The following is a 12,872-nucleotide window of genomic DNA, read 5'->3' on the forward strand; positions in this document are numbered from 1 at the left end:
ATTAATAACGCAAATTGAATTAAAGGTAGATTCGCTGAACCTGTTCTCACTTTCTCAAAAGCAAAGCAATACCCAATTAAAAAGGAAATAAACAAAAAATTACTCAAGAGAGTATAAACGACCGGAATCGGTTCAATCATTTTCCAATAGCTGGCTCGATCCATACTATTGAGCAAAGGAACTCCCGTTTTTAGAAAAGTTAAAAAATATATAGCCAAAGATACCCAACAAAATAAAGATATCCACCTAACCTTACTGGAGTCAAAGCTAAGTTTAGCCCTCTCAGTATCTATTTTATTTGTATATCCTCTCCTGGCAAGAAAGGTTCGAAGGGATTCAAAAAAAACAATTAAACAAATTACCAATGCTGTTGTTGCATACGAACTGTAGGACGTAATTTTGAGTTCAAATATGTATATCCCACCAAAATCTAAGGCATACACCGAACAAAGTATCCAGAATGAAATAATAAGCAAGTATAATATTGGCAAGACATGTAAGCCATATTGCCTAATACTATAGTTCATATATAGCATATATAAGATAAAGGCGATCGTATTAATTAGGATGAATTGCATTGTTTACATTCAGAACATTCATAATATTTTCCCTTTCATCTTTTGACAACACGATTAGGTATCCAAGAAGAATGTATATTACTAGCATCAATACGACCTCAAAAGCTAAGGTAAATAAAGACGTCACATCGAAATGCATGCAAATGACATAGCAAATTGCCGTATACAAAACAAAAGAACCTATTGGTCTAATCAACTCATTCAACAATTCTGTTGCGGAAACATCAAATATTTTTAAGAGATTATATAAATACGGAACTGACATCAAAAAATAAGATACCGTGGTTCCTATAACCAATCCTAATAATCCATATTGAGGTAAAAGACTGATACTAATTATCAAATTGACCACACTCCCGAATACAGAGTAGGGAATTAAGCGTTTTACATGCCCGCTTCCAACGATCATTGTAGAACCAATTGATAAAATTTGACTAAAAAAATACTGGCAAAGAAGTACAATACTAAGCGGTGCCAAGTACTCATAGGATGGCCCTACCCAAATACTAAGGAAGGTTTTTATCAAAAAAATACAAATAATAATCAATGGTATCATGATAACCAAGCTCCATTTTGTTCCTTTCAAAAACAATTGCTTCATATTATCAGTCTCATTCTTCGCATTCATTTTGGCGGTCAAAGGTACTATAGTTGAGTTTAGTACCGAACTAACTGCACCCATCGTGTTTGGCATCTTATTAAGAATGTTAAACATGGCTAGATTTGAGATGGGCAACATAAAACTGATCAGTAACTTATCTGTTTGGTTGTAAATTAGCCCAACAATCTTACTTACAAATAAATATTTGGCGTACCCGAAGAGGTGCACGATAACACTCCAATCTAATTTAATCTTATATCTAAATTTTGTAGGGATTATTTTAATCGCAACACTATATTCTATGATACATTTAACCAAATAGATTGTATTAAATAATATCACATACTGAAATAGATCATTTCCTTGATTCACAGCGAAATAAATTATTAGGAAATTACTTAACAGAAACAGGAAATTAATGGCCTTCAGAACACGAAACTTATGGACTGAAATCAAAGTAGCTTTAAGAGCAAGTGATAAAAACTGTAGTGGGAATTGTAAAATATAAATATTGAATAGGCCCTTGGAATACTCTCGAATATTCTCAGGAATATTAAAAGGAAAAACACCAAATACATTGATAACCGTAAAAAATACTACAGTTAATAAAAGGCCAATACAAAAATACATTACTGCGCCATTCCAAAAGTACTTGGAATATTTATTAAAGTCATTAACTGCCTCATACCCTGCTAGATACTTCAATAGAGCGCCTTCTAAACCCAAATCCAAAAAGGATAAAAGGCCTGTTGCTGAAAACACCAACAACAAGGTGTAAACTCCAAATAAATCCTCTCCAATTCTATCCAGCAATATGGGAACCAGTAAAAACCCAAACAGGAGAGTTGCCACCATATCCAATCCATTGATAAGCGTATTACCTAATATTTTCATTTCTCTCCTTCAATACATGATTAACTGTTTTCAAGATACTGCTGTAGATAGTTTAGCACCCTCCGTCCAACTTTTCCATCTGGGTTGTTTAAGTATCTTTTTATCAGTTTTTCACGAGACTCATCAGGTATGTTTGATGAAAACTTATTTTTAATAAACTCTTTAATTTTATCATATAATTCAATATCTGAAGAAACTGTTTCAAATGCACTGTATTCATGAAATGGCAAGATTCCTTCTTTAAAGGAATGCACGGATTCAGAAAAAAAAGTATAAATGGTTGGTTTCCTTAATACAATGGATTCAATTAATGCTGTAGTTTGAAACCCTACAACTAAATCTGAATTAACCAATAACTGGTTTGATGAAGCCGACCCGGTAAGCACTTTCAGGTTTTCATAACCATTGAAATCATTTTCAATTTCTTCAATATCCAGCTGCTGTGGGTGGCATTTAATGATAAAATTGACCTCGCTGTTCTCTTGCGCAAGTCTTTTTATTTGCTCATGACATTGATTTCTTAAATCAGACCATGTTAACCCTGCTTCATACATATGTGAAGGGATGTATGCGTCCAATTCGTAAGTATAAAATAATACTGTAGGATTTCTTTCCTCTTCAAAAAGATTTAGTTTTTCAGGCTTCAAGGACATCAAGAGATCTGAACGCGGTTGTCCAATAATCTCAATATTATCTGGTGAGACTCCACAATTAGACCAAAATTCTTTTTGATTCTCTGACCAGACAATAAACTTATCAGAAATAGGTGGATAAAGGTCCTTAACTTCTAAACAATGGTTGACAAAATAATATGGAGAGATAGTTCCTTCTTTATCAACTACAACAGTCGGAACATTCTCATTTTTGGAGACGTGAATAAATTCGCGTATCCAATAATACGCATCCGAAGGAGTAAGTATTATATCAAAGTTTAACCTTCTATATAATGTTCTGAATATGATCTTCGAGATTCTTTTTGCATATCTTCTTTCTGAAGAAACTGAACTATCATCATATGGAAGTTTTCCTGCCCTAATGTCAACTGGGAAAAGAGAAACAATAGGTGCAAAAAGATTTCTTGGATTTATGACGATCAAATTCAGATCGGTTGAATCGCTTGCATTAATTAGTGCTTGTATGTCTTGATCATAAAAGTGATTTACTGCAAGAATAGTTTTTTTTCCACTTTGGTTGCGAGGGATACTATACATGTACATAAATGCCTTTACATAATGATAGCAATGTTTTAATAATCTCACCATAGCTCAATCTTCCAAGTTAAACATTTCTTTTTTTAGAGGAGTCCCTCTTTCAAGCGCCAAAGAAATTGTCTTTCCAATTATCTGATCATAATATTTAGGGTGTAGACCATATCCTGGTCTGATGGATCTTATGTGTTCTTCAGTAATAATTTCGCCAGCTTTTATGTCTTTAACTATGAAGAGAGATCTGGCAAATTTTCTATTTTTTTCTACTTTCTCTGATAACTCATAAGTTACATTTCCAATTGCCTTTTCGGCTTCACGAACATTCTTAACCATTTCGGCAAATTCCGTTTCGTCCAAAGAAAAATCCGAATCCGGTCCTCCAATCGATTTATTCAAAATAAAGTGCTTTTCAATAATTTTAGCACCCAAAGTAGTTGCAACAACCGGAACCAGTCCCCCATATGTATGATCAGATAGTCCAATTTGAACACCGAAGCTATTTTTTAAATCAAGCATTGTATTCAAATTAGCTAATTCTATAGGTGCTGGATATGAAGATGTACACTTTAATACTATTATTTGATCGTTACCAACTTCTCTACAAGTGTTTATTGCCAGTTCTATATCCTCCTTAGTTGCTATTCCGGAACTTAAAATAATGGGTTTCCCCTTTTGTGCTACATACTTGATGAGCGGAATATCTTGAATTTCAAACGATGCAATTTTATATGCTGGAGCATTAAGCCTTTCAAGAAAATCAACGGCTGTTGTATCAAAAGGAGATGAAAAACACACTAGCCCTTCTTCCTTTGCTACGGCAAATAGTTTCTCGTGCCAATCCCAAGGTGTGTAGGCTTCCTTATAAAGGTCATACAATGTTTTCCCATCCCATAGTGATCCTTGATTGATCTGAAAATACTCATTGTTACAATCAATTGTAAGTGTATCTGGTGTATATGTCTGGAGTTTTATTGCATCGGCTCCAGCTCTTTTTGCAGCTTTTATAGTATCTATTGCCAGTTGCAAATCCTGATTATGATTTGCAGATAATTCAGCTATAATAAAAACATTAGAATTATCTGTTATTTCATAACTATCAATATGAATCATCGAATTTTTCATTTACTTTAAAAATAAGCCCCTTACTATTTCTGATACTTTCTAGTATCAGAGCTCCATTTGAAACTTTGACAATTGGTTTTCCTTTTTCCATACCAATAATTTGTCCATTTGACATCTTTGAATTGTAGCCCATTTCACAGAAGGTAACTTTGTCTATAATAATTTTGTTTTCATTGAGAAAGCCAAAAGCTCCTGGATACGGCCTCGCTAATGCTCTCACCCAATTGTTAATTCTTTCCCATTGCCAGTTCCAATCAATCCCACCATCTTCTGGAGTCCTTTTTTCAAAAGTAGTTGCTTTTGAATCATCTTGATTTCTCATACTTATATTGTTCGATATAATATCTTTCAATACTTGTTTGACCATTTTTGGATACAAAAGATTAAATTTATCTAATACATTCGCTCCTGTCATCGTTTTAGAAATATCAATTCTTCTTTGCATCAAGATTGGTCCTGTATCACAACCCTCTTCAATTATATGTGCGGTCGCACCAGTCTCATTTTCGTTATTGATGATAGCCCAAACATGGGGAGTACGTCCCCTGTATTTTGGTAGGAGACTACCATGAAAATTCACAGGATACTTTGCTCTTGATATTACATCTTTTTCAATAATGAATAAGTAATTGATGGACAAGAAAATATCAAAGTATTCGCCTCCTAAAAACTCTACTAACCTTCCTCCTCTTGGATTCCCAACAAATGTACGAATTCCTTTTCTATTGGCTAAGTCAATGATTTCATTAGAATTCTTGTCTGTTGCGATAAATTCTGGTTCTACAAAATCCAAGCAAAAGTCCAAAACTTTTTTACCCAGATCACCAGAAATCAATAAACCAATTTTTAGTTCACTAACTTTTTGAAACATCTTAATAACCTATAGTTTGAAAGTCCATCAATTATCATTTTTTGGTTTTCGACACATAATTTTAATTGATTTAAAAAACCACTGTGGCTTACCTGACTGAATATTGTATCTTTTGTCAGGTGATTTCCATTAATGAAAACATCTGAATTCAAAAATCCATTGTAAATCGATTTTTGATTATCCGTATAATAACCCGATATCACTGGTAATCTGCAGGCTATACACTCCAACAAAATACCACTTGAGGGTACAATTCCAAAATCAGCTTTCTTCATAGCTAATATCATGTCATCAGTAGATAAGTTTGTACTTACTACAAGCCTATCAGAATTTTTCTTCATCATTTTTTGACATTTCTCCCAGCAAGAATTCGTCCGACTGACTATGAGATGAATTTTCAATTGCGTATGACTCAACAAATATTTAATATAATGATAGGAGAGATTTTCATGATCCGCACCACCAAAACATACAAACGCTGAATTAATAGAATCCAATGATCTGCGAAACTCTTTTGCGATTGATAAAAAACCCGATCTCAAAAGTGCATATTCAGGACCTAATGCAAACATAGTTTTTGATGAGTCTGTAGTATAATCTAATGAATCTAAAGATGGAGCGTGATTAATAATCAGATCAGCAAGATACTGCCCTTTTCCTTCATCCTCGATGATGACCGACTTCACATTGTAGTTTCTTAAAGTTGTCTGATATTTTGACCTAAACCAATACCCATCTAACACCACAATATCAACATCATCAATAACCCCAACTAAGTCAAACTGCCATTCTTCATCTCCTATGTCGTCTGGCTTACGGTAGTTTAATTTGGGGAGCTTTATAAGCTGATAGCCTCTTTTTTTTATAATTTCTGTTAATTCTTGATTCGGATCTGACATCGCGAATATAATACTGAAACTATTGTCCAGCATTTGAGCTAAGGAAATACACCGGTAAAAATGGCCCAATCCGATTTCAGCATTGGCATCTACCCTAATTAATATCTTTGAATTCAATTTAATCTTTTAAATCCCCCATGACAGACTGGTCCTTCTAACAGATCATCTATACTCCTCTCTCCTTCAATACATGATTTTATGGAATCAAAAACGGGTTCCAGTGCCAAAAAATATTGATCTACTTTCTCTTGTGTATGGGCAATTGAAACGTATACACAATTTGAGGCCAAAATTTCCTTTTTCAGCATCTCTTGTGTGATAAAGGTTTTATATTTTAGCCAATCAGGTGTATCCAGGCTAAAGCTCGTCAAAGAAGCCAGTCCACTTGTTTCCAAAGGAAGTCCATAATTATCACCTAATTCTTTCCATTTCGTTGTAATATCGTTTCCAGTATTGGTAATAGTTGACCAGGATTCTAATTTCTCCATTACATCTAAAGTTGCCAAGGCAGCTGTAGGACCAATTCTTTCCGTCCAAAAGGTACTACTAATAAAAGTCTTTTGGGCTGCCTCCATAACTTCTCTTCTACCAACTACAGCTGTAATTGCATAACCATTTCCCATAGCCTTACCAAACATCGCAATGTCGGGTTCAACTCCATATTGTTTATGCAAACCACCAAATGTTTGCCTAAATCCAGAAGTACATTCGTCAAAAACTAGTACAATTCCATTACTGTCTGCCAAACGTCGAACTTCTTCAAGAAATCCTTCCTCCGGTCCTTGATTTCTTGAAACTTCCATTTTTATACACCCTAAATCAGGGTTCTCTTTAACAATGGTTCTTAACTCATCAATATTGTTATAATTAAATGGAAACACTGTCCCCTTTAAATGTGCAGGCACGCCAAGAGGGTTTAACCCCGGCAACAGGTGTCCGCCAAGACCATCATTATCACCCAAATTAGCAGATAAATACCAATCGTGCCATCCATGATATCCACAGATGGCTACTTTATCCTTTCCTGAGGCTGCTCTTGCAATTCTAACCGCAATAGCATTGGCTTCTCCTCCACTTCTGGCAAATCTAACCATGTCAGCCCAAGGGTTGAGATCAACGAGTCTCTCAGCTAAAAAAACTTCTTCTGGACAATTAAAGGTTGACATATTACCCTGCTGAATAACTTTCTTTACAGCATCATCAACCTCATCATGACCGTAACCTAGGATATTGGTTCCGATTCCCATGATACACATATCCAAATATTTCTTTCCATCCAGATCAACGATTTCACAACCTTTGGCTTCTTTGAAATATGAAGGCCATGCATCTGGTAAAAACATTTCAGGCCGTTTAGATAGTAACATTGTACCACCTGGAATTAGAGTTTTAGCCTTTTTGTATAAATCTTGTCCTGTTCCCATGTCAATTAGAAATGTCTTTTTTTAATGATTTTAGATAGCCTTCGTTCCGGATATATTTTTGATTCGTAAATTCATTCTCATTGGCTTCGACGTACTCAGCGTATTCTCGCCAAGATTTATCACTTCCTAGTCTATTCAACAATGTAACTATGGCATCAAAATCTGCTTTTTCATCAACGGTCATTCTAATATGGTTCATATTACGAGGTGAAGCATAATTATCTGTTTTAAATAATTGCCCTCCATTAAATGAGCCATTCTTTCTGATGTATGGAGTTACGTGTTCTCTATCTGAATTCAACTTAGCCTCATTCCATGCACGCTCCAGTGCATCGAAGGTCATTACTTCGATATCTTGACCATCGGGAAATTGCTCTTCTAAAATATTTGTGCAATAATCTAACTCCTTTGAAATCATCATCTCAATGATATCCCCCATCAACTGAGGGTCAATAAGTGGGCAATCAGAAGTTATTCGAACTACAATATCTGCCTTTTCTTTCTTAGCTGCATGGTAAAACCTATCCAAAACATCGTTGGTAGATCCTTGAAAAGAATTCACGTTATACGATTTCGCAATGTTCAGAATTTCTTGAACTCCCTCCTCGTTAGTTGTGGCCACGATCACTGAATCGGCTTGGCTCACTTGAATTAGCCTTTTAAGATGGATCGACAACAGTGAGTCCCCGTTTATCTTTAGCATTACCTTACCTGGAAGTCTTGTGCTCCCAACTCTCGCCTGTGTAATAAGAACTACTTTTTTAGATTCCATGTTGATGGATTTAATAAATTAACATCTTCGACAGAAATATTGTCTATTTCATCAAAAAAATTCGAATCAATATTCCCTGAGCTCCATTCAAGATTTAATTCTAATTGTTGGACGGAATCCACTCCTATTAATACTCCGTCTATATATTCCTTAGATAGAACATATTTTATGGCCAACTCTCCTAAGGGACAATGAGCAGCTGAAGCAATTTTTCGAAGCTTGTCCAAATAAACACCCAAAGATTGTAAATCAGCAGGGAGATGGTTTTTCTTCATAAAGAAAAGACCTTGTAAAAAAGTAGATCGAACATGTACAGTCTTACCCTGATCTTTAAACTTCTTCAAAATATCACCTTTTTTTGATTCATTGTCCAATAAATTAAAGGGCGCTTGCACAATATTAATTGTATCATCATTTAATAATTCATTCATTTCATCATTGGAATAAACAGACACTCCTAGATTAGAATAAACTTTTCCTTTCAGGCTCAATAGATCCTGGTAGGAATCTAAAGCTCTCATCATTCTATACATTTTATATGAATGGAATAATACAGTCTCCACTTTCTTTGATTTCAAGCGCTTCAGACTTTGATTTAATGATGTTTTCCAGTCTGAATCGTGAGAAGCTAATTTTGTTATGAGTTTGAACTTATTGTTGCTCCCGTTAAGATAAGAACCAATTACACTTTCCGAATTACCATAAACAGCTGCGGTATCCAAAGCTGAAATATCATTTTTTCCAGCCAGATCCAAAATTTTATACGCCTCCTCTTTATTAACCTTTCCATCGTAATTGTTAATCCCATAGTTCAGTCCAAACTGCACTGTACCAAGAATTAATTTGCTACTTGTGTTCATAACATATAGGATTGAACCTAGCCATTCTTATATTATTACACCATTTACCGTCGTGTAATGCATGTAACTTATACACACCTTCAATTTCAAATTGTAGTTTTTTATATAATTTTAAAGCTGCCTCGTTATCTTCTATTACACCTAGTGTGACCTTTCTTAAATTAACTTGGCTCGAGAAACAGTATTGAACAATTGTTTCAATTGCTTCTTTGGAATACCCTTTTCCCCATTCTGATTTATCGCCTATCATTATGCCTAACTCACCAACTTTGTTCTTCCAATTGATTGGGTCTATTTTAATATTCCCAATATGTTTGTCGCCAACATTGATAGCCCAAAATAGAATTGATTTATTTTCAACATCTGATAAATATTGATTCAATTTTTCTAAAGTATAATCTCCTCCAGATTCAAGATATTTAAATACTTCAAAATCATTCATCCAATCAACATATCTTTGACTAGAATAAGATGTATCCAACGGTTTAAATATTAATCTATCGGATTCTAATACGGTTGCTTTCATTTTATATAAAAACTTTTTATAGTTTCAATTTCAAATTGTAGTCATCCTTTTTAAAAAGTAGAAACCTTGGCAAGGAATGCATTAGGGTTGGAATTCCTCAACTTATGGTAAACTTTAAGTCTCTTCACTGTATTATTCGTACAGCATTTTATCAAAATTTGAGAAGTGTCTGATTCAGGAATTCGTCCACTTTGGCATACAATTCCATAATCCAATTCTAATTGCATTGCACCAAGTACCCATTTACTTGTAAGAGACATGAATGTCTTTTTTTAATAAAGCTACTGAATATAAATTTGAAAATTCCTCATTTGCATCTGGCTGGTCGTTATTATAATTATAACAAGATTTATCTAATAAATGATACAATTTTGTGGCGGAAAAAATTTCATCATAGTTCTGTTTGAAAGAGTAGGCATTGAAATCATCAATATGATGGTATTTGTTTTTTAGAGTTGTTTCTGAAAAGAAATCGACTAATACCAAATGGCCTCCATTAGAAAGTACTCTGTCAATTTCTGAAATAGCTTTGAGAACTAGACTTCTATCAATTACATAAAACACGAAACCCATTATTACTAATTCTACACTTCCTTCAGGTATCATACCTAAAGAATCTGCGGTAGTATTAATGAGATTTACGGAAGGATAATGCCTATTTCCATAGGCAATTGCCATAGCTGAGGGCTCAACTCCAGTGACTTTTTTTGCATTCAATTCCTCCTTGATTCCCTGCAGCCTGTAACCCGCTGAAGCTCCTATTTCCAATACATTATTACAATTTACCTGGTACTTTTTAAGTAATTGAATGACACTATCAGCTTGAGGTTTATAATTCTGTATATAATTTTTATTTCTCTCGAACCAAGCGTCGGCTTCATACGAAATAAATGCTTTTTTTTGTTCCATTTTCACTGATAATAACGTTTGATAGACAATATTACATATTCTATTTCTGAATCAGACAAGCTCGGATACATTGGAATACTGATGCAATTTTTATAATACTCTTCGGAGTGATTTAAATCTCCTTCTTTCCATCCCAATTGACGGTAGTATGGCATCAAATGGCAAGGGATGTAATGAATTTGAGTGAAAATATTTTGCGTTCGCAGGAAATTATACAAACCAAGTCTATCCTTTACCTCAAGTACATATAAATGATACGCATTACCTTCAACATTACCAGATTGACGTTTTATAAAATCATCATTTTTGAATGCATCAAAATACATCTTAGCAATCTCTCGTCTTCGCTTCAATCCTCTCGCAGCACGATTTAGCTGACTTACCCCAAGAGTTGCTTGAAAATCAGTTAGTCTATAATTATAACCTAGTGATTGCATTTCCATATACCATCCTGGGTAATTATCATTTTGTTCATCTTTCTCAATTCCCTGAGCGAACGTGCTACTATTTAAAAATGCCGAATCACTTTTAACCATTCCGTGAGTTCGTAAGCCTAATAACTTTTTGTATAATGTTTCATCATTTGTGGTAATCATTCCTCCCTCACCCACAGCGATATGTTTTACTGGATGAAAAGAGAACACAGATAGATCGGAATAAACTCCATTACCACACTTCTGCACCTCTTGTTTGCTATCGGTGAAGTATCCTCCAGGTGCATGGCAGGCATCTTCAATGATAAATAGGTCATACTCATCGGCCAATCTTTTACAAGCCTCCAGATCAACAGATCTCCCAGCAAAGTCAACAGGGATTATGCCTTTGTATGTTCCAATTGGCGAAGCTTCCAATAATTTCCGCACTTCGTTCAAATCGATCAAATATGTTTCAGGGTCGATATCTGAAAATATTACCTCCCCTCCACAATATCTAACGCAGTTAGCGGAAGCTGCAAAAGTAATTGGAGTAGTTATTACTTTATCACCAGCCTTAACACCCATTGCTTTTGCACTTAGGTGCAAGGCAGCAGTACCATTTGATATAGCCACTGCATACTTACACCCTACGTAATTTGCAAAAGCAAATTCAAACTCTTTGATTTTTGGTCCCTGAGTAAGATAGTCTGATTTTAATGTAGCTACTACAGCAGCTATATCTTCATCTGTTATTTCTTGACGACCGTATGGAATTGGGTTCAATGGCTTAATAATTTGGGGTTACATGTATTTTAATTAGTTCTTTCAAGCTCTCAATGGTCTCCCAACTCTCGTTTTCACCTGAATTGTAGGTAAAACCCTCCTCTACTTTCGTAGCATCAAATTCTTCTATAAATTTCTGCCTATCCCAAGATGGATGGCTAGGTATGATTACATAATATTCACCTAAATCATAGGTATAAAATGAATCAGAAGAAGTAATCATTTCTTCGTGTAGTTTTTCTCCAGGTCGAATGCCTACTACAGGTTTTTCACATTCGGGCCCAATAGCATTCGCTACATCCAATATCTTGTATGATGGTATTTTTGGGACGAACAATTCACCTCCCCATGCATTTTTCAGAGCATGCATTACCATATCCACTCCTCCTTGTAATGAAATATTAAATCTAGTCATTCCCGGATCTGTAATGGGTAATGTGCCATCTTTCTTTTTTTTCATAAAAAAAGGAATAACTGAGCCATTTGACCCCATAACATTTCCATACCTCACCACGGAAAATCTTATTGGATTCCAGCCTTTGATATTATTGGCGGCAATAAATAACTTATCAGAAGTAAGCTTAGTTGCGCCATATAAATTAATAGGCGCACAGGCCTTATCAGTGGACAAAGCTACTACGCGCTTAACCCCTGTTTCCAGTGAGGCATGAATTATGTTTTGAGCCCCTCCAATATTTGTTTTTACACATTCATCAGGATTGTATTCTGCTATAGGAACATGCTTCATGGCCGCTGCATGAATAACGTAATCGATTCCTTTAAAGGCTCTAACAACCCTATCTTTATCTCTAACATCTCCAATTAAAAATCGCAGTTGTGGATACTGATCCTCCGGGTACTCTTGAGCCATTTGGAATTGCTTCTGTTCATCCCTACTAAATATTACCACTTTGCTAATATCGGGATGCTTAGTGACAAGCTCTTTAGTGAGAGCTTTTCCTAAGGAGCCAGTGCCTCCAGTAATTAAAATTGATGATTTCTCGAACAT

General features: G+C 35.0%; 12 protein-coding genes. All 12 read right to left on the bottom strand.

Annotation, left to right across the window (positions count from 1 at the left end; all coding sequences use genetic code 11):
• Positions 1-558 precede the first annotated feature (558 nt).
• The 12 genes from ABJD64_RS02555 to pseB all read right to left on the bottom strand — a co-directional run bounded on the left by ABJD64_RS02555 (position 559) and on the right by pseB (position 12,872).
• Positions 559-2,073, bottom strand: coding sequence for a polysaccharide biosynthesis C-terminal domain-containing protein (locus tag ABJD64_RS02555; RefSeq protein WP_348177091.1), 1,515 nt, complete (start codon positions 2,071-2,073; stop codon positions 559-561).
• A 20-nt stretch (positions 2,074-2,093) separates the two neighbouring features.
• Entirely contained in the window at positions 2,094-3,170 is a 1,077-nt protein-coding gene (locus tag ABJD64_RS02560) for a CDP-glycerol glycerophosphotransferase family protein (protein WP_348177093.1), read from the bottom strand.
• A gap of 168 nt (positions 3,171-3,338) precedes the next feature.
• Complete coding sequence (gene pseI / locus ABJD64_RS02565; protein WP_348177095.1) at positions 3,339-4,403, bottom strand: pseudaminic acid synthase; 1,065 nt, start codon at positions 4,401-4,403, stop codon at positions 3,339-3,341.
• Positions 4,378-5,274, bottom strand: coding sequence for a methionyl-tRNA formyltransferase (locus tag ABJD64_RS02570; RefSeq protein WP_348177097.1), 897 nt, complete (start codon positions 5,272-5,274; stop codon positions 4,378-4,380). Before ABJD64_RS02570 ends, pseI begins: the two co-directional genes overlap by 26 nt.
• Positions 5,250-6,290, bottom strand: a complete 1,041-nt coding sequence (gene pseG / locus ABJD64_RS02575; protein ID WP_348177099.1) for a UDP-2,4-diacetamido-2,4,6-trideoxy-beta-L-altropyranose hydrolase — start codon at positions 6,288-6,290, stop codon at positions 5,250-5,252. The genes ABJD64_RS02570 and pseG overlap by 25 nt, the downstream gene beginning before the upstream one ends.
• Positions 6,287-7,597, bottom strand: coding sequence for an aminotransferase class III-fold pyridoxal phosphate-dependent enzyme (locus ABJD64_RS02580; RefSeq protein ID WP_348177101.1), 1,311 nt, complete (start codon positions 7,595-7,597; stop codon positions 6,287-6,289). Before ABJD64_RS02580 ends, pseG begins: the two co-directional genes overlap by 4 nt.
• A 1-nt stretch (position 7,598) precedes the next feature.
• Positions 7,599-8,369 carry a glycosyltransferase family protein gene (locus tag ABJD64_RS02585; protein ID WP_348177103.1) on the bottom strand — a complete coding sequence of 257 codons (771 nt, stop codon included), beginning with the start codon at positions 8,367-8,369 and terminating at the stop codon, positions 7,599-7,601.
• Positions 8,351-9,229, bottom strand: coding sequence for an aldo/keto reductase (locus ABJD64_RS02590; RefSeq protein WP_348177105.1), 879 nt, complete (start codon positions 9,227-9,229; stop codon positions 8,351-8,353). The genes ABJD64_RS02585 and ABJD64_RS02590 overlap by 19 nt, the downstream gene beginning before the upstream one ends.
• Positions 9,216-9,755, bottom strand: coding sequence for a GNAT family protein (locus ABJD64_RS02595; RefSeq protein WP_348177107.1), 540 nt, complete (start codon positions 9,753-9,755; stop codon positions 9,216-9,218). Before ABJD64_RS02595 ends, ABJD64_RS02590 begins: the two co-directional genes overlap by 14 nt.
• Before the next feature lie 243 nt (positions 9,756-9,998).
• A complete protein-coding gene (locus ABJD64_RS02600) occupies positions 9,999-10,664 on the bottom strand; it encodes a class I SAM-dependent methyltransferase (protein WP_348177109.1) in 666 nt (221 codons plus the stop codon).
• 2 nt (positions 10,665-10,666) lie between these two features.
• Complete coding sequence (gene pseC / locus ABJD64_RS02605; protein WP_348177111.1) at positions 10,667-11,863, bottom strand: UDP-4-amino-4,6-dideoxy-N-acetyl-beta-L-altrosamine transaminase; 1,197 nt, start codon at positions 11,861-11,863, stop codon at positions 10,667-10,669.
• A gap of 4 nt (positions 11,864-11,867) precedes the next feature.
• Positions 11,868-12,872, bottom strand: coding sequence for a UDP-N-acetylglucosamine 4,6-dehydratase (inverting) (gene pseB / locus ABJD64_RS02610; protein ID WP_348177113.1), 1,005 nt, complete (start codon positions 12,870-12,872; stop codon positions 11,868-11,870).

The sequence above is a fragment of the Reichenbachiella sp. genome, assembly GCF_039944555.1.
In the GTDB taxonomy this organism is placed as follows: domain Bacteria; phylum Bacteroidota; class Bacteroidia; order Cytophagales; family Cyclobacteriaceae; genus Reichenbachiella.